At 57.2% G+C, this 19,186-nt stretch carries 9 protein-coding genes and 1 pseudogene; 9 read left to right on the top strand and 1 reads right to left on the bottom strand.

Going from position 1 to position 19,186, the window contains the following annotated elements; genetic code table 11:
• Positions 1-408 precede the first annotated feature (408 nt).
• Positions 409-5,001 carry an RCC1 domain-containing protein gene (locus tag ACFOTD_RS07280; protein ID WP_378117212.1) on the bottom strand — a complete coding sequence of 1,531 codons (4,593 nt, stop codon included), beginning with the start codon at positions 4,999-5,001 and terminating at the stop codon, positions 409-411.
• Positions 5,002-5,343: 342 nt separating this feature from the next.
• Here ACFOTD_RS07280 and ACFOTD_RS07275 point away from each other — a divergent pair, with 342 nt between their 5' ends.
• The 9 genes and pseudogenes from ACFOTD_RS07275 to ACFOTD_RS07235 all read left to right on the top strand — a co-directional run bounded on the left by ACFOTD_RS07275 (position 5,344) and on the right by ACFOTD_RS07235 (position 19,049).
• Entirely contained in the window at positions 5,344-6,372 is a 1,029-nt protein-coding gene (locus tag ACFOTD_RS07275) for an SDR family oxidoreductase (protein ID WP_378117210.1), read from the top strand.
• A gap of 135 nt (positions 6,373-6,507) precedes the next feature.
• Positions 6,508-6,957 carry an Rrf2 family transcriptional regulator gene (locus ACFOTD_RS07270; protein ID WP_378117208.1) on the top strand — a complete coding sequence of 150 codons (450 nt, stop codon included), beginning with the start codon at positions 6,508-6,510 and terminating at the stop codon, positions 6,955-6,957.
• A 73-nt stretch (positions 6,958-7,030) separates the two neighbouring features.
• Positions 7,031-7,606 (top strand): annotated as a pseudogene (locus ACFOTD_RS07265) (NAD(P)-dependent oxidoreductase); the annotation flags it as partial.
• A gap of 198 nt (positions 7,607-7,804) precedes the next feature.
• A complete protein-coding gene (locus tag ACFOTD_RS07260; protein WP_378117206.1) occupies positions 7,805-9,616 on the top strand; it encodes a sensor histidine kinase in 1,812 nt (603 codons plus the stop codon).
• The gene (locus ACFOTD_RS07255; protein WP_378117204.1) at positions 9,613-10,755 is read left to right on the top strand and encodes a response regulator; all 1,143 of its coding nucleotides are present in this window, start codon (positions 9,613-9,615) and stop codon (positions 10,753-10,755) included. Before ACFOTD_RS07260 ends, ACFOTD_RS07255 begins: the two co-directional genes overlap by 4 nt.
• 179 nt (positions 10,756-10,934) lie before the next feature.
• On the top strand, positions 10,935-13,067 hold the full coding sequence (locus ACFOTD_RS07250; RefSeq protein ID WP_378117202.1) for a hemoblobin-interacting domain-containing protein: 2,133 nt from the start codon (positions 10,935-10,937) through the stop codon (positions 13,065-13,067).
• A gap of 20 nt (positions 13,068-13,087) precedes the next feature.
• On the top strand, positions 13,088-14,773 hold the full coding sequence (locus tag ACFOTD_RS07245; RefSeq protein ID WP_378117200.1) for an S-layer homology domain-containing protein: 1,686 nt from the start codon (positions 13,088-13,090) through the stop codon (positions 14,771-14,773).
• 246 nt (positions 14,774-15,019) lie between these two features.
• Positions 15,020-18,169 (top strand): S-layer homology domain-containing protein, encoded by a 3,150-nt coding sequence (locus ACFOTD_RS07240; RefSeq protein ID WP_378117198.1) that lies wholly within the window; start codon positions 15,020-15,022, stop codon positions 18,167-18,169.
• Between the two features lies 1 nt (position 18,170).
• A complete protein-coding gene (locus ACFOTD_RS07235; protein ID WP_378117196.1) occupies positions 18,171-19,049 on the top strand; it encodes a GNAT family N-acetyltransferase in 879 nt (292 codons plus the stop codon).
• Positions 19,050-19,186 lie beyond the last annotated feature (137 nt).

Genomic DNA, 19,186 nt, shown 5'->3' with positions numbered 1-19,186 from the left:
GATTTGTGACAGCTTGCGAAAGTTTTCGGTATCAAGCCGCGGATCGCATGTAAAATTGCGGATCGACGCTCCCAGCATCACTTACGACGTACTCGCAACGTACTCGGCCATCCCGAGGCCGATGTCCAGGTGTCGAACCTGTCGAACAAAACCGTCATCGCGCTCGATCTGTCCTTCAGTTGCTGCGATGTATACGGCAGTCTGGTATTAGGATCTGGGCATCGGCTTTTCGGATACCGCCAAGATTGCTTTTTCGGACGGTACGGTGTGGAAGAGAAAACAATGAGATTGGTCTAAACCAAACAAACGGCAGCCTCGGGCTGCCGTTTGGCGTGTTCCAGCGCTTCGTTGCGCATAGGAGGACCGTCCCCGGCGGGACGGCCGCTCTTTGCGCCGACTTGAATGTCTTTATTGTACAACCGGTACCGCAATATCGTTCGAAGGCGCCGAGATGTTGCCTACAGCATCGACTGCGTAGATAACGTACGTATCGGCCGGCAGCTTGCCAATCTCGAAGCTGGCCAGATAATACCCGTATGGAATGACGATCTTGCGCTCGCCCGCCGCTGCCAGTAATCCGGCCAAGTCGACCACCGTATATGCCTTTGGCACCAGGTAGAGATTCCCCTCTTCGCTGGAAGATGCGTTCACGCTCGATGCGCTCGCAGAAAAGCTGACGATATAAGGCGGTTCAGCATCCACTCTAAACGACAGGTATTGTTTATAAACGGCGCTCGCGTTATCCGCGTCGACAATGGTGATTACCAGTAGGTAATTGCCGCCCTCAGAGATCGTAGTTCCTGGCGAATAGGCAGCTTGGACGCCCGTTCCCGTATTTTTGAGTGTTGCCGTACTGACCGTATGCTCGGCGTCCACCCAAGCAGGGGAGACCGTCCGGTATGTGCCGCCGCTCTTCACACCGGAGATGACCACTGGCCCTGGCGCCGCAGGATCCGGGAGCAGATTCAGGCCGATGGGGCCGTTCGGAGACAGCCGGTAGCCCGCAGAGCCGTCGCCGAGCAGTCCGTCTGAAGAGTTGCCCCAGGTCCAGATATCGCCGTTCGCCGTCAAGGCAACCGTCGTGCTTCCTTCTCCGCCCGTAATGGAAAGAATATCCGTCGGAGCAGCGCCTATTTTTTGAGGCGTCGTTACTCCGTCGTCATAGTGGCCGTAGCCTAATTGCCCGCCCTGGTTGCTTCCCCATGCGTAGAGATTGCCGTTCACATCGATGGCAAAAGAATGGTAATTGCCCGCCCCGATGATTTGGATATCGGACAACCCTTCAACTTTTTTGGCCGTCAGGACCTTGGTGTTGGTCCCGTCTCCGACTTGTCCCATCTGGTTGAAGCCCCAAGCATAGACCTCTCCATCCTCGCTTAGCGCGAGGGTGTGCTGGTTACCGTTCTTAATGTCTACGATCTTCGGCAAGCCTTGAACCTGAAGAGGCTCGGCCCGAGGCGTTGTCGTGCCATCGCCCAACTGCCCGTTATCATTGTCTCCCCACGCCCAGACGGTTCCGTCCGACTTCAAGGCGACGCCTACGTTCGACCATTCGTCCTGAATCGCGATGACATGATCCAGTCCAAGCACTTGTGCAATGGAGGAGAAGTCGTAATACGAGCCCACCTTCCAAACCGTCCCGTCGCTCTTTATCGCATAGATGGAAGAGCCTTGCGAGCTGATCCTCACGACATGATCGATGCCTGCCAACTGCGCAGGCGCGTAACGATTGTAGCCCCATGCCCAAAGATGTCCGTCCGACGTCAATGCCGTCGTATGGCCTTCGCCCGCTTGAACGGCAACGATATTGGCAGGCAAGCCCGGTACCAAGAAGATGCTAGGTTGAACCGCCGTGGAGCCGTTGCCGATCTGCCCGGCATAGTTGTAACCCCACGTATAGACGCGGCCGTTCGTATCCAATACGGCGATATGAGCCTGGCTCTCGGAGATCTGGTCTTGGGGCCGCAGCGCGATCGGATCGACCGTATAGGAAGTCTCGGCCGAAAAGACGATCGAGTGGCCATCCGCGTTGACCGACTTGATCTTCAGCTTATGGGCGCCCGGCGTCAGCGCGTTCACGACGATCGTCGCGGTCGCTGCGGTTGCGGTGCCTGAGCCGATGGCGGTATCTCCGTCGTAGACAGTAATCTCATTCAAGCCTTCGATTAGATTGCCAACAGCGACAACCGGCATATAATTGGCGAGCGAGCCGTCGACTGCGATCGTCGGAATCGGCAGCACTCTCGCGTCCATAAAGACGGCGGTTGCATTGGTCAACGCGCCGACGGCCATATCGATATCCGCTTGCGTCGAGCTTGCGGCGTTCAGCGTGACCGTGGCGGCTGCGATCGCGCTCTCGAACGTGTCGTGCGCCTCCTGGGATACGTTGTATTCGTCCGAGCCCACCTCGTAGGCCGACAGCGTAGCCTCAGCTTCGCCTTTGGCGAGCTCAAGAGCTGATGTATCAATTTTAATAAACGCGTCAGTGAATTCAGAACCTGCCGCCTCCAGCCTATCGATTGCGTCGTCCACATTGGTTTGCGTCGAATAAACCGAATTCCTTGTTTCGATCGCGTCGTTGATGGCTTGTTGGTAAACGTCATACGCTTCTTGCATTACATTGCCGGCAGCTGCTCCGACGGGATGCATACTCTGCAATGCCTCGGCATTTTTGATGGCGTCTGTCAGCTCGGACATAGCGACCGAGACAAAGGCCTCGTTGAAAGTGGCGGTTGCTTCAGCGAGCGTCTCAATGGCCGCATTCACTTTCGCTTGTGTGGAGCTTGTCGCATTCTTCACGAGGACAGCCGCTTGGATGGCCTGGTTATAGGCGTCGTGCGCCGCTTGCGCTACATTGCCGTTCGCTTCGCCCACGGTGTGGGCGTCAAGCACCTTATTCGCGTCGGCGATGGCCGCGTCTAAGCTGACGAAGTCGATCACGACGATTGCGTTGTTGAAAGCGATTGTTGCCTTGGTCAGTGTGGCGACGGCTGCATCCACTTGCGCCTGCGTCGAGCTGGCAGAGCCGAGAACGACAGTAGCCTCCTCGATCGAGCTTCCGTACGCATCAAATGCAGCTTGGGATACATTCTCTGCTGCCTCTCCCACTACGCGAGCGTGCAGCAACTTGGTTGTTTCCCTGACAGCATCGGCCAACGCAGTCGTGTCTATGCTGACTATGGAGGAGATGAAGGCTGTTGTCGCTTTCTCCAGCGCCGCGATTGCCGCGTCCACCTGCGGTTGCGTCGAGCTGGCAGCTTTGCGGACGGCGGTTGCATCCGCTATTGCATCCGCGTAAGCATCATGCGCCGCTTGAGGCACGTTACCGCTGGCAGCGCCCACATGACGGTCATCAAGCACCTTCTGGGCATTTACGATAGCTGCATCCAAACCGAGGAGATTAATGACAACAATCGTATTGTTAAAGGCGATCTTCGCTTTTGCCAATGCTGCGATTGCCGCGTCCACCTGCGGTTGCGTCGAGTTCAAGCTTTCCTTTACCGCGGTCGCATCCGCGATAGCAACCGAAAAAGCATCATGTGACGCTTTAGAAACATCGCCTGCTGCGGCACCCGTTTTATGAGCGGACAGCAGCGCAGTTGCTTCGCCGATCGCTTCAGTCAATGCCGTCTTGATGACAGGGACGGGAGTTGGAGTAGCAGAAGGTGCCGCTGTCGGGGAAGCCGTCGGTGCCGGCGTCTTTGTCGTTTGGGCCGGTGTCTCGAAGGTAGAGCCCGGCGTATTGATCGTCGCCGCGACGATCGTTCCTTTTCCCAGCAGCTTGACGACCGAATCCAGCACGAGGGAGTTGATCGTCGCTCCCTGATTCAGGTTCAGCGACATTCCTGACGCTGCAGACGTCGCATTGAAATTGGAGATGCTGCCTTCAGGGACATCGATTTGAATCTGCTTGGCGCTAACGCTGACCGTCTCGAACGAGCCGAGCAGCTTGACTTGCGAACCGGCCGGCAACGAGGAGCTTATGTTGACGTTGCTGAAGCCGGAGCCGGTAGAGCCGGCGTTATTTACGATGGCCGGAGAGTTAAGGATGACAAGCGCCGTAGTCGTCGAGCCCTCGGACACGATACGAACCATGCCGGTGCCAGATTGCTTGTCGATAATGATATCGACGAGTATGGAGTTGTTAAAATGGATACTGTTCTCGCCGCCGCCCTGCACCGTGACGGTACCGGTGACCTTGACGTTTTCCAGGAAGGCGTCGCCGTCTCCGATCCCGGCCCCCAGCAGCAAGTCGCCGTTAATCGTCATGTTCTGCAGCGTTACGCCAGACGCAAGGATGGCGACGTTTTTATTTACCGTCTCCATGCCTGTCGCAGGGCCATAAACGCCAGCCTTATCGTAGGCGACCGTCTGCGACGCCTTTGCCCGATCCAATGTAACGACAGCTTCTGCGCGGGTGATCGGCGCTTCCGGCTTAAAGAGATTGTCCGCGCCGTAGCCGTTCATGATTTTCGCCGCAGCGACGGCGCCGACAGCGCCTTTGCTCCAGCTGGCGATCTTGCCGGCATCGGAGAATCCCTCCGCTCCCGCGTTGTCTGCGGACTCCAGCTTCAGCAGTCTGCTGACGACGACGGCAACCTCTTGCCGGCTGATCGGCTTGGCCGTGCCAATCGTGTTGTCCGCATAGCCGGCGATGTAGCCCGCCTTGATGGCGACTGCGACTTCACCATAAGCCCAGTTGTTCGCGGATAGATCCTTGAATGAAATCTCCGCTTTTTCCGTCAATCCGAACGAGCGATTGACCAGCGTGATGAACTCCGCCCGCGTGATCGGGCTATCCGGCTTGAAGTTCCCGTCTTGATATCCTTGGACCAGCCCTTGGCCGATCCATTGGGAGATGGTATTTTCGGCCCAATGGCCTTGAACATCCGAGGCTGAGGACGCGACAGCAGCGTTAGCCGCGCGGCCTCCAATGGAGTAGGTCGAAAGGATGAGACAAGCCATGACAATCAAAGAGATAAAGCGATTGAATTTACGCAAAGTAGCCCTCCTACAGGGTTGAGTATTGGGTATTCAGATGCTTGAATTTTCATTGTACCAACCCGGAATGATGGCTAAATGACAAACTTCGGCAAAATCAAATAAAGAGGTGGACGAGGCGTTCAAGAACTTGCCCAAAGGCGCACCATTGAAGCGTGTTGCCCGGTACGGCGACGGTCAAATTTAAACTGTTGAGTGACCTCGGCCGTCAGGATTGTGACCAAGGCGGACGGTCCGCCCGGTTTTTCGGGCGCTCGGCGACAGGACCGGCCTTCCCGGCGGCGAATATAGCTATAGACAGGTGTTATCGTTCTCTATTCCACTTCGCGGAGGTGCTTTTTGATGAAAGCGTTATTTATCGGCGGCACGGGTACGATCAGCGCGGCGATCACGAGAGAGCTGGCGTCGCAAGGCTGCGAGCTGTATCTGCTGAACAGAGGCACGCGCAACGGGGAGCTGCCCTCTAACGTCAAGACGCTCGAGGCTGACATCAACGACGAAGCGCGCGTGGCGGAACTGATCCGCGACTTGTCGTTCGACGTGGTGGCGGAATTCATCGCTTTCGTGCCTGCTCAATTGGAGCGGGATTACCGGCTGTTCGCGGGGAAAACCAAACAATTCATGTTCATCAGCTCCGCCTCCGCCTACCAAAAGCCGCTGTCCGACTACCGGATTACGGAGAGCACGCCGCTCGCCAATCCATATTGGGAATATTCGAGAAACAAGATTGCCTGCGAGGAATATCTGATGAAGCAGTATCGCGAGCAATCCTTCCCGATCACGATCGTGCGGCCAAGCCACACGTACGACGAGCGCTCGATACCGCTGGGCGTGCACGGCAGCAAGGGCTCGTGGCAGGTGGCCAAGCGGATGCTCGAAGGCAAGCCCGTCCTCATTCACGGCGACGGCACCTCCTTGTGGACGATGACGCACAACGAGGATTTTGCCAAGGGATTTATCGGCCTGATGGGCAATCTGCATGCGATTGGGGAATCGGTGCAGATTACGTCGGACGAATCGCTGACCTGGAACCAGATCTACGCGGCGATCGCGGACGCGCTCGGGGTGGAGCTGCGGGCCGTGCACGCGCCTTCCGAATTTTTGGCGGCGTGCAGCCGCGAAGACTTTACGGGCGGGCTGATCGGCGACAAGGCCAACACCGTCGTCTTCGACAATGCCAAGCTGAAGCGGCTGGTCCCTGGCTTCACGGCCGGGATCCGCTTCGATCAAGGGATCAAGCGGACCTTGGCGCATATCCTTGCGCATCCGGAGCTGCAGCGGGAAGATCCGGCATTCGACGGATGGTGCGACAAGGTCATCGAGGCGTTGGACGAAGCGGCTGCGGCTGTTAGAAAGTCGCTCGCGGAATAGCGAATCGTGCCGATGGGGAGCCGATATCGAAATGATAACGTATCGGCCCCCCTTTTTTGCGGAAACCTAAATTACCTTGCCTTGACATCCGACACGGGTTGTAACTATAATTATTACAACGAAAGGGTGTTGCTTATGCAAATCAGCAGCAGATTTTCCATCGGCGTACACATTTTGTCCTTGCTGGCGATTCGGCCGCAGGACCACCATACGTCGGAGTGGCTGGCCGGCAGTGTCGGGACGAATCCCGTCGTCATCCGCCGGGTGCTCGGTCAACTGAAGAAGGCGAGGCTCGCCAACGTCAAGGCGGGCAGCGGCGGCGCCACGCTGGCGAAGGAACTGGACGAGATCACGCTGCTCGACGTTTATCGCGCGGTTGATGTGGTTGAAGAGGACCATTTGTTTCATATGCACGAGCAGCCGAATCCGGCTTGTCCGGTAGGCGCCAACATCGAGCAGGTGCTGCGCCTGATGATGGTCAAGGCGCAAGCGGCGATGGAGGGCGTGCTGGCCGCCGTGACGATGCGAGAGCTCGTCGACGTGCTGGCCCTGGAGATCGAAGAAAAGCGTGCCGCTAACGGCTAAGCGCTTTTCTTTGTCAGAGTTGTATCTGATTTGGTTACAACAAGTCTCTGATGCATAGGCAACACATCCAGCGCGGGGGCATACGGTGACGGCCATCGTCCGCAGCGCAGCCAAGGTGGCTGACAAGGGCTGGGCGGTGCTGGAGAAGGACGTGTTCGATCTGCAGGCAAGCGACCTGCAAGCGTTCGACGCGGTCGTGAACGCGTTCGGAGCCCCGCTCGATCAGGCGCATCTGCATGCGGAAGCGGGCCGGGCGCTGATCGCGGCGCTGCAGGGAGCGCCGGATACCCGCCTCATCGTCGTTGGCGGCGCGGGCAGCCTTTTCGTCGACGAGGCCAAGACGCTTCGCGTCGTCGATACGCCAGATTTCCCCGAGATGTTTAAGGCGACCGCCTCGAGCCAGGCGCAAAATCTGCAGGACCTGCAAGCCGCGGTCAGCATCCGCTGGACGTTCGTCAGCCCGTCCGCGTTTTTCGACCCGGCAGGCAAGCGCACCGGCGCTTACCGCAAGGGAGGGGACCAACTCCTATTCAACGCGAAGGGCGACAGCTACGTAAGCTACGCGGACTATGCGATCGCGATCGTAGACGAGATCGAGCAGCCTGCGCATGAGGGCGAGCGCTTTACTGTCGTGGGCGAAGCAGAATAAGCAAGCCGGAATGTCGGCGCCTCATTTCCTTTAAAGGGAATACGGCGCCGTCTGCTTTGGTCGAAATTTGTTATTTCTCAATCGGAAAAGGGGTGTATACTGGAGAAGCGGATTTTTCGACTGGCTGCCGCTGACGACGAATCTCGCATCTTCGAACGAATATTCAGCCCCCCGGCGGCACGAGGAGTCTCCTCTTCTATGAACTTCAATTTATACTTGTCCGCTTTGCTGATCGCGTCTGCCTGCTGCTCCGCGGTGGTCGTCTACCTGTGCTGGAAAAGAAGGGAACTGCCCATCGCGCTTAGCTACGGCTTGTGCATTCTGAGCACGGCGTTTTACACGTTCGGCTATGCTTCGGAGCTTGTCAGCTCGTCGCTCGAGACCATCCGCTTCTGGCTGCGAATCGAATACATCGGCATCCCGTTCGGCACCGTATTTTGGTTCGTCATGGTCCTTCAATATACGGGGAGGCAGGCTTACATACGCAAATGGACCGTCGCCGCCGCAATGGTCATCCCCGTCATCACTTTTATCGCCCACAATACGAACGAATGGCATCATCTCTTCTACAAAAGCCTCACGCTCGATTACTCCGAGGGCTTCCCGCTGGCCCGGATCGTCAGGGGACCGTTGTACTACGTCCACGTGATATACGCTTACGCGCTCATCCTCGTCGGAGTCGTTCTTCTCCTCCGAATGCTTTTCAAGTCCGCGCCTTCCATGAAAAAGCATGTCGTTCTCATGCTCATCGGATCGCTTGCGCCCTACAGCTCTACGCTTGTTTATCTTAGCGGCGTATTGCCCACGCCCTTCGATATCTCTCCCTTCGGCTTCATCCTCTCGAACGTCTTTTTCCTGTTCGGCATCTACCAGTTCAACCTGCTCCGCCTCGCGCCGATGGCGCTGCAGAAGGTATTCGAATCCATGCAGGACGCAGTCGTCCTGCTGGACCTGGAGGACAACATTACCGGCTTCAACCAGGCGGCGGGGCGCACGATTCAAGGCTTGGGCCGCAAAAACGGCGTCGGACAACCGGCTTCGGCCGTTTTCGCAGCCAATCCCGAGCTTCTCCGCAGGATCGACTTGGCGTCTGCCTCCGAGAACAAGGAACTGTTGAGGGACGAAGCGGCAGACCGTTATTACAGCGTGCAAGTGTCGCTCGTTGCCGATTTCCGATCCCGACCTGCGGGCAAAATGCTGCTGCTGCGAGACGTAACGGACGCGGTACGCTCGGAGGAGCGTCTGCTCGAGAATGCCAGGCAGCTGCGCGAGCTGAACGCCTTCAAGGATCAAATGTTCAACGTAGTGGCGCATGATATCCGGGATCCGATGGCCGTGCTCCTGAATCTGACCGAGCTGCTGGAGGAGGAGGCATCTGTCTGCGGGGAGGATCACGAGGAGATCGTACAAGAGATGAGCCGGCAGGTGCACAGCACCTTCGCGCTCGTCGAGAGCTTGATCGAGTGGTTCCGCAGTCAACGGGGCGGCATGGTATTCGTACCGATCGTTCAGAGCCTGTCTCATTCCGTGCAGCGCAATGTCCGGCTTCTGCAAGGCCGCAGCGACGGCAAGGGCATTCGGATCGTATCCGACATCGAGCAGGACGCGTTCGTATTCGCGGACAAGGAGATGCTCGACCTGGTGCTGCGCAACCTGCTGTCCAACGCCATCAAGTTCACCGAGCTTGGCGGCGACATCCGGGTGCGGGCTTCGCTGTCGGGCGCCGTCTTCACCGTTAGCGTCAGCGATTCGGGCATAGGCATTCCCGAAGATCGGCTGTATACGCTGCTGCGAGAGGATCATGTCGTCTCTACGGAAGGGACGGCTGGCGAGCGGGGCGTCGGACTGGGACTTGCGCTCTGCAAGGAGTTCGCGCGCCTGAACGGAGGCGAGTTCTGGTTCGACAGCACGCCGGAGCAGGGCAGCACCTTTTACTTCACCGTACCCGCCGCGCAAGCGGATGTTGCGCATGGCGGCGATCTGATGGCGGCGAGGAGGGGGATCGGATGAAAGTCCTGGTGATAGACGACGAAAAAGCGATGCATCTGATCATGAAGCGCATGTTGGCCAAAATCGGCGGGGTGGAAGTCGTCGGCAGCTTCGCGGATACGGCATCGGCAGAAGCCTACTTAAAGAGCGCTGCGGTAGACCTGATTTTTATAGATATCAATATGCCGAAGGAGAGCGGGATGGCCTTCGCCCAGCGGCTGAGAGAGAGCGGCAGAGAGGTCAAGCTCGTCTTTGTGACGTCTCATACTGAATTTGCGCTGTCCGCATTCGATGTGTACGCCTACGACTTCATGGTCAAGCCTGTCGTTCAGGAGCGGCTGCAGCATACGGTCCGAAGGGCATTGGCTGAAGCGGGCGGCGGTCAGGGCGGCACGGGAAGTCGGGAAGTTCCCGGGCCACCGGTGCAGATCAACTGCCTCGGACGAATGGAGATTCGCGGGGCGGTCCGCGAACTGGTCAAGTGGAAATCCAGCAAGAGCGCGGAGTTGTGCGCCTACCTAGTGCTGCATCGCGGGAGCCTCGTCTCCCGGGCCCGACTGGTCGAAGACATCTTCGTCGGCATGCCCCGCAAAAATGCGGAGATCTACCTCAACACGACGGCTTACCAGCTTCGCAAGCTGCTTGAGGCGATCGGCATGAAGGGGAGCTTGCATTCGGATGCCAATCACTATGCATTAAATCTCACGCTGGCGGAGGTCGATCTGCACCGCTTCGAGGCAGGCTGCCGCGAGATGGCGGCCGTGGATGCGTCCAGTCTGGAGCGGGCGATCGAGCTGGAACGGACGTATACCGGTCATCTGTTCGGGGACCTCGCCTACCCGTGGGCATGGAGCGAGGTCGAGCGCATATCCCAGATGTATGCTTCGTTTGCCCGCAGGCTCGGCCAAGCACTGTTGGACAAGGGGGATGCGCAATCCGCGATCCGCCTGCTGGCGAAGCTCATGGCTCACAACGAGCTGGACGAAGACACGGTCAAGCTCTACATGAAGGCGCTGGCTTCGCAGCACAACCGCGATGCGCTGGTCCGACTGTTCACGAAGTATTCGGACATGCTGCAAGAAGAGCTGGGCGTCTGGCCGTCGGCCGAGGTGAACAAGCTGTACGGACAGCTGCTGACGCAGTTGGAGTCCGACAATTAAAGGCGGCAGACAAATATACCCTTGAAGACTCGTTCCCGCCAAGAATGAGTCTTTTTTCATATGCTTCAGGCTGGAATGGACTTTCGTCGAAGTTTGTCATTTTGCCGTCATTGACGTCGTTTATACTAAAATCTGGGCAAAAAGAATCATTAAAAACCTATAGGAGTGACCAAAAAAGAATGAAAAAAGTTTCAGTTTTTCTGATGCTGGCGTTATTGGTCTTCGCAGGATTTTCATACGCGCCTACTGCGAGTGCGAATCCGGAGCCACTCGACATCGTGCCGCCTGCGTTCGTAGGCGCTCAGAACCAAGGATACCAAGTATACTTGTACTTCGATGAAAATATCAGCCCGGTGCTTCCTGCAGATGCCGACCCTAACGATGAATCTCAGTATGAGGCGTGGTTGGATGCACTCCCGGGCCAAATTCAAATCGCACAGGACGGAGAGCACTTTGCTCCGCTGTTAAATGGCATTGCTTACACGTACCTGGGGAGCAACTACCTCCAAATTTACTATGAACAAGATCAACAGGTTATTTCCGGACCGAATACGAAAATCAAACTCGCAGCCGGACTGCTTCAAGATGAGACAGGGAATATCGCGCCTGAGATGATTCTGTCCGTCAGCGCGCCCGCCATTCAAAGCGTAACGGCCAGCAACGGCAATCGCGACATTACGGTCAAGTTCAACGGAGATGTCTATAGAACCCCATTCACCGATTCCGATCGTGACATTGCAACTATCGTGACTAGCAAAGGAAGCTATCTGGATCTTGGCGCCTCGGACAAGGCTACGCTGCAGGGAGATACGCTCACCCTTGAACTGGCAAAACCGTTATATGGCGAAACGAGCCAAATCCTCATTCGAGGCGGCACCGTTCAGGACGCAAACGGGAATTATAACACGTATGACGAAGCAACGCCTTATATTCAATTGTCCGATTCGCAAGACGATGCTACGCCTCCCAAGCTTGTCAACTATGTGTTTTCTAACGATTATCAGGATTTGACGCTGATCTTCGATGAAGACGTGCAAGTGACGGATGAGGATGCGTTGAGAGAAAGCTTAAATTGGTTTGATAGCAACCACTGGGGTTGGTACCGACTCCCTGAAGAGGCTGATATCATAGTATCCGGCTCATTGGTAACGATCCATAACGACCAACCGACGGATAGGAGCATCTACCGCGCCTATTCCCTGAGAGGCATCGCAGACCTAGCAGGCAATGCTGCTGAAGAATTCATATACACAAAGGAATTCTACTTCGAGGGCAATAACGAGATCCGGTTGGATGATTATAATGCGCATTTCAGCATGGACGGCCGCTTCCTCAACCTTTATTTCAGCGCCGATTACGATGCGCCCGAACTCGACGACGAAGCATCCGCCGTCGAGGCATTGAAGGGTAAAATCCAGATCTCCAGAGATAACTGTGCAACCTTCACCTCGCTGTCCGCAGAGGATAAGTTATTCGTTAAGTACAATCGCATCAGCGTTATTTTCAAAGACGCTGTCAAGACCGGCAGCATCCAACTGAAAATTGCCGAGGGCGAATTGACCGACCGTCATCATTATTCATCAAATGAAGACATCAACATAACCATCGCTTATAACGGCCCGGATCTTGCCGGCTATCTGTTCAGCAACGCAGACAGCGCGCTTACGTTCAACGATAATAAAGAATGGCGGAAGAACGTCAACGCTGTGACGGTCTATGACGATTATTCTGAGACAGGGCGCGTGCTCGCCGCTTCGGAATATGACCTGACGGCCGGGAAGCTGACGATTCGAAAGGGCGTCATCGCTAGAGACAGGTATTATTACGTCACGGTCGAGGCACAAGGCTACAGCGCCAGAATCTATGAAGGCTATTCGTTGAACTCCACCGACGTTTTCTATATGACGTCTCCGGCCCTGAGTACGATCGGCGGCGTGACGGCTAAGGTGTTCATCTACAATCAAGCCAACGATAAGTACAATCAAGAATATAATGGTCCTAGTCTAAAATCTAGTGGAAACCCAAGCAATAGCACGGGTACGCAATCCGTCGTGTTTGAATTGTTCGACGGCGATACGCCTGTCAGCATTGCGGCTACGGAACTGGCAGTAGGTACGGGCACTTATACCGCCAAGTTCAACGTATCGAACGCAGCGGCCAAAAATTACACAGTCAAGGCGTTCGTCGTGAGCAGCTTTGACAGCGACACCTTGAACCTGGGGATTAACCTGGGTACGGTCAAGACGCAGTCCGAGATCGACGACGCGATGATTCAGAACAGCCAAGCTACAAACAATAATAATCATCCATGAGGAAGCAGGGGAGACAAGGTTTGAAAACGCGCATGCTTCGTATATTCATGATACTGACGCTGTGCCTGGCCTTCGTGCCGGCAGCAGCGGCTTACGCCGAGAGCTCGGTCGTCTCGCTGCAGGATGTGGCGGATGTGACGGCTGGCGGACAAGTCGATATTAAAGGCGCCGCCTCGCTGGATGAGGTCATCGTCAAGGTGCTGCGTCCTGACAGCAGCGTCGTGTACTTCAATATCGTCCCGGTGACAGCCAATCAATACGCGTCTCCGTTTACGATCGGATCAGGCGAACCGGGAGGCACGTATACGGTGGTCGTCGGTCAAGGCAGCGATGTGGCCAGCAAGACTTTTAAGTTGACGGCGGGGACAATCACTCCGTCTCCAGGCGGGACGGTATCGACGCCGACGCCTCCCCCTACGTCGAATAAGGTCATCACGCCGGTAGGCGGCGCCGAACCGGTCGTCGTCGACACGAGCAAGAACAAGACCTCGACGACAGAGGTTGGCGGACGCTCGACGACCGTCGTCACGCAAGATGGCGCGTCGCTCGCGGACGCGCTGAAGAAGGCCGCGCAGCAGGACAACAAGGGCGCTGCGCCTGTCGTGTATATTGCTTATGAAGGCAAGCAAGGCGATGCCGTGCAGTTCAATCTGCCGTTCTCCGCGTTGAAGGACGCTGCCTCTTCGGGCGCGATTGTATCGCTGCAAACTGGCGAAGGCGAATACTCGCTGCCGCTCGGCGTGCTCAACTTCGACGCGATCGCAGCGAATCTAGGCGCATCGGCGCAGGACATCAACATTCAGATTAACATCGTCCCTTCTGCCGATGACATCAACGCCAAGATTAAGGCTAGCGCGGCCGGCATCGGCGCCTCGCAGCAGGGTGGCGCAATCGAGTTTTCAATCGTTGCGTCCGGCGGAGGCAAGACCTCCGAGCTGAATGAATTCGGCTCGACCTATGTATCGCGCACGGTCGTTGCATCGGGCACGATCGACGCTTCGCACGCGACCGTCGCGCTGTACGATCCGCAGACAGGCGCACTGACCTTCGTGCCCGCGCAATTCACGAAGCAGTCGGACGGCACTTCTAAGATTACGTTCAAGCGCAACGGCAATAGCATTTACACCATGCTGACGGCTACCAAGGCCTTTTCCGATCTGACCGCGCCTTGGGCCAAAGCAGACGTAGAGTTGCTGGCCTCCAAACTCGTCGTGAACGGCGTATCCGATACGCAATTCGCGCCGAACAGCAGCATCACGCGCGCAGAGTTCGCGGCGCTGCTCGTCCGCGCGCTGGGTCTCACGCCTGAAGCAACTGGCGTGGCCGGCTTCAAGGATGTCGCGTCGGGCGCATGGTATGCAGGCGCAACGGGCGCGGCCGTAAAGGCGAAGCTGATCGAAGGCTTCGAAGACGGCAGCTTCAAGCCTGGCGCCACGATCACCCGCGAGCAGATGGCGGTCATGATCTCGAGAGCAATCGCGTATGCGAAGGGCTCCGTGCCTTCGTCCTCGGAAGCCTCGCTGAGCAGCTTCAAGGACAGCGCTGCGATCGGCAGCTGGGCGCGCGCGTCCGTAGCGCAAACCGTCGATGCCGGCATCATCACCGGTATGACGAGCGACACGTTCGTGCCTGCGGCGCAGGCAAGCCGCGCGCAAGCGGCCGTCATGCTCAAGCGGTTCATGCAATATGCGGATCTGATCGACTGATCGCGCAGCATTCCAAACGGAGAACCGTCAGGATCTTATCCGGCGGTTCTTCTGTCTTTGCAAGGGGCGTCTGAGCTCTGGAAGTCGGGCGGAAGCGTTAGAGGATGGAAGCGCGTCATTATTTGTTATCGTTCAGTCATTGACGAAGATTATATTGACCTTTAGGCTTATGAATGGCCGAGACGACGCTTCGGCTCGAATCGCATTCGCAGCATCAGGACTATTCATCAAGAGGATGGGATCATATTGGCGACGAATTGGAAAGCAGCATTATTGGCAAGCTTGATCGCCACATCGGCATTCGGAGCGAGGAACGTGCTCGCCGCTCCTCTTGCTGCCGTGGAGCAGGCTTCATTAAAAGATATCGGTTCGGTGTCGGCCGATCGGCAGGCAGCTATCCGGGAAGCGGTCTCGCTTGGACTGATCAGCGGCTATCCGAACGGAGAATTCAAGCCGGAAGAGTCGCTCACGCGAACGCAATTGGCCGTGCTGCTCGCTAAAGCGCTGCATCTGCCGTTGGATACGAATGCAGAATCAAGCTTTAAGGATGTTGCCTCAGACAGTTGGAGCGCGAGTTATATTGAGGCCGTGAGCAAGGCCGGCTTGATGAACGGAACGGATTCCGGCTTCGATCCGAACCGCAAGGTTACCCGCCAGGAGCTGGCTTCCGTATTCGTGCGCGCCGTCAACGGCCTCAACACGACAGGAGGGCTCGAGACGGACCCCGCGCTTGCCTCCGAAGCAAGCGGTTGGGCGGCGGCATCCGTGCAAGCCGCGCTCCGGCTTGGTTTGATGACCCCGGAGGACGATGGCTTCCAACCGAAGCAGGCGGTAGCGAGGGCGGATATCGCGCAGTTCCTGATAGATATTTTTGCGGAAAAAGAGCTAAGCGCAGTGGTAACGAAGGTAGACGGCGACGTGATTATTGCGGACGGTAAGCCGCTGCTGGTATCGGACGGGCTGAAGCAACTTTTGCTGAATGAAGGGAATAAAGAGGCGCTATTGGGCGCCACGCTTCGGTTCAAATCAGCCGTTCGTAGCGTAAACGCGCTATCGGAGCTGGAGATCGTCGCCACAGGTACGGCAGGGACTCCGGTTAAGTTAGATACGACAGGAATGCCCGTCGGAGGTGCGCTGAAGGTATCGGGCGATCATGTAGCGATCAGCGGAGGAACGATTAAAAATCTGATCCTTCAAAATCAAGCGGCTAACGTGTCCGTCGACGCTAGCGTCGATCGTCTGGAGCTGACGGGTCAGGCGGCGACGCTGTCCGGTAAAGGCGCCTATCGCGAGATTCAGATTACCGATCCAAAAGCTAAACTGACCATCGGCAACGATGTGCGGATCGACCGGCTGGTCTTGCCGGACGGTGCCGCGCTGGCAGACATCTTCACGAATCCGAGCCAGGTTCAGACGCAGATCGGCAGTATCGTTTCGGCAAGCGGCGTTCCGGTAACCAAGCCATCGGCACCCGTATCCTACAATCCGCCGACGGCTGTGGACAAGAGCGCGTTGGGCGCTGCGATCGCCGACGCTTCGGGTTTTGCCGATGCGGCGGTGGCGGGCGAAGCGGAGGGCCAGTACCCGCAGAGCGCGATTGACGCGCTGAAGGAAGCGGTCGAAGCTGCCGGCGCAGTAAATGCCGATGCCGCGGCGACGCAGACGCAGATCGACAACGCGGCGGCGGCCTTGCGAGGCGCGCTTCTTACATTCAAGGGTGCTGTCGTGCATATCAGCACCGCGCTGCTAGGCGCAGCGATCGCCGACGCTTCGGAGCTTGCCCATACGGCGGCTGCAGGCGATGCCGAAGGTCAATACCCGCAGAGCGCGATCGATGCGCTGAAGGATGCGATCGAGGCGGCCGGCGCGGCGAAGGCGGACGTTCAGGCGACGCAGCCGCAGATCGACGGCGCCTTGATGACCTTGCGCACGGCGACTAACGTATTCAAGAACGCTGTCGTCCATGTCGGAACCGCATTGCTCGACGCTGCGATCGCCGACGCTTCGGGCTATATTGATGCAGCTGTGGCTGGCGAAGCGGAAGGCCAATATCCGCAGGGCGCGATCGACGCGCTGAATGACGCGATCGAGGCGGCGGGAGTCGTGATGGCCGATATAGGGGCAACGCAGTCTGAGATCGACAGCGCAGCCTTTACGCTGCGAGAAGCGATCGATGCTTTCAACGACACAGTCGTCCATATCGATCTGACGCAGCTGGATGCGGCGATCGCAGACGCTTCGGATCTGGCCGATGCGGCGGTCGTTGGCGATGCGGAAGGCCAGTATCCGCAGTGCGTGATCGACGCGCTGAATGACGCGATTGAGGCTGCAAGCGCCTTAAGGAACGATGTCGCGGCGACACAAGCGGGAATCGACAACGCCGAATCCACGCTGCAGGACGCCATCGATGCGTTTAACGATGCTGTCGTCCATATCGATCTGACGCAGCTGGATGCGGCGATCGCCGAGGCTTCGAACCTAGCCGATACGGCGGTGGTCGGCACCTTGGAAGGCCAATACCCGCAGAGCGCGATCGACGCGCTGAATGACGCGATCGAGGCTGCGGAAGAAGCGAAGGCGAAAGTCGGAGTAACACAGTCTGAGATCGACAGCGCGACCGGGGCATTGCAGGATGCCATTACGGCGTTTCAGGACGCTGACTCGCAATCGCTGAAGGCCTCTTTGAGTGAACGTCCATTTTATCTCAACAGCGGCAGAACAGGCACGGATGGCGACACGGTTCTGTCCACCGACATTTTCGAGCAATATAATAAGCGCAGTATTAAAAATTATTTGCAAATTAAACGCGGCGCGGTACCCGAGACGATTGAATACGATACCTTCAATAAACAGTTTACCGTAACTGAGAGCGGACACGGCGTTGTTGGAACCATCTCCGTCGAATCCACGTCCCCGCTTGTGGAGCTCACTCCGGGTGCTTCCGGGATTACCGTTCACCCGTTAGACGCCGCCACCGAGAGCACGGAGGCTGCTCTTGTGTTTCATGTCAAGCAGGGTAACGAGGAGGTCAGCCAGGTGACGCTGCCGATCGTCATGGACGAGACGGCTCCGACGTTGAGCAGCAGTGTCTACGGCAACGATCAGTTCACGCTGACGGCAAACGAATTGTTGACGACGACACCAATAGTGGGATATAGCTTGCAGGTACAGTTTTCGCAGAGCGGCAATGCCGTCGATTTCGTGCCATTGACTGCGGATACTCATTATTCCTTCAACTACGAAGATAAGCGCATTATCGTTACGTTGACAGCTGCGGCCAAACCCAGTTTTGTGCTTCAGCCGTCCAGCAAGTTCAAGATTACCGCGACTGGCATTACGGATAATGCCGGGAACGATCTTTCCGTCGATTCAACCATAGACGTACCGCAATACTGAGATGGATGCTCTGGAGATTGAGGCGATTCAGGACGCAGTGCCCGGTGTTTATACAGGCTTGATCCCCCCTGAACTAAGCCATGTGTTGCAACGGCGGCTTCCGGTTTCGTTTCTGGCGTTGGGAGCCCGTCGGGGAGCCGAGCCGGTCGGATTGGCAATTGCCGAGCGGCGTGAGGCATCCGATACGGCGGGCTTGCTCGCGCTGACCGTAACGGAGCCGGAGCGCCGCCAGGGCGTGGGGCGCATGCTTTTCGGCGAGCTCGAAAGGGTGCTGAAGCAGACAGGAACACGGTCAATCGGAGCCGAGTTTATCGGCGGTATCGACCCGGACACGACAGAGGCTGCTTTTCTGGCGGCATGCGGATTCGAAAAACCGCGACGCGGCATCCATATCTGGGGCGGCTCGACCGGGCTTCACCCGGAGATGCCGTGGGTTCATCGATTACGGCTGCCGGATGTATTTGCGGTCAGTCCCTTCAGGACGTTGACGAAGCAGGAGTATGAGGAAGTACGGCAAGGAGAGGGCGTTTGGTATACGCCAGACTATTCGCCGCTTGCGGATGAAGAACTGATCGACAAGGAACGCAGCCTGCTGCTGCGCTATGGAGGTGCGGTCGTCGGATGGATGATTTTTGAGCCGTTCGATACTCGGACGCTGCTGTTCAAAACGATGTTCGTGCATCCCCGTCATCAGCGCATGGGACGCGGCATCGCGCTGGCGGCCGAGGCGTGCAGACGCTTGGTCCGCGATCCGGCTTTCTCGGAGTGGCTCCTGTTCGTAGAAGGACGCAACGCGGATATGGTCCGTTTTTTGCACAGGCATGTTGCCTGCCCCGGCGTTCAAAAAGAAGTGCTTTGGAGAACGGTCAAGCGTCTTTGACCGTTCTTTTTGCTGCTTTTCTGCTTTAACCGCCAGCTATTTCGCTCCAGCGGGGCGTTTCCGCCCACATAAGGATGCGCCACATCGCTATCCTGTCACACCGGCGCATTTTCCATACTTATACCCATCCCAATCGG

Origin of the sequence: Cohnella sp. GCM10012308 (assembly GCF_042649185.1) — a bacterium.
Taxonomy (GTDB): Bacteria; Bacillota; Bacilli; order Paenibacillales; family Paenibacillaceae; genus Cohnella.
The sequence above is the reverse complement of the archived record's forward strand: the minus strand, read 5'-3'. Positions and strand labels throughout refer to the sequence as shown.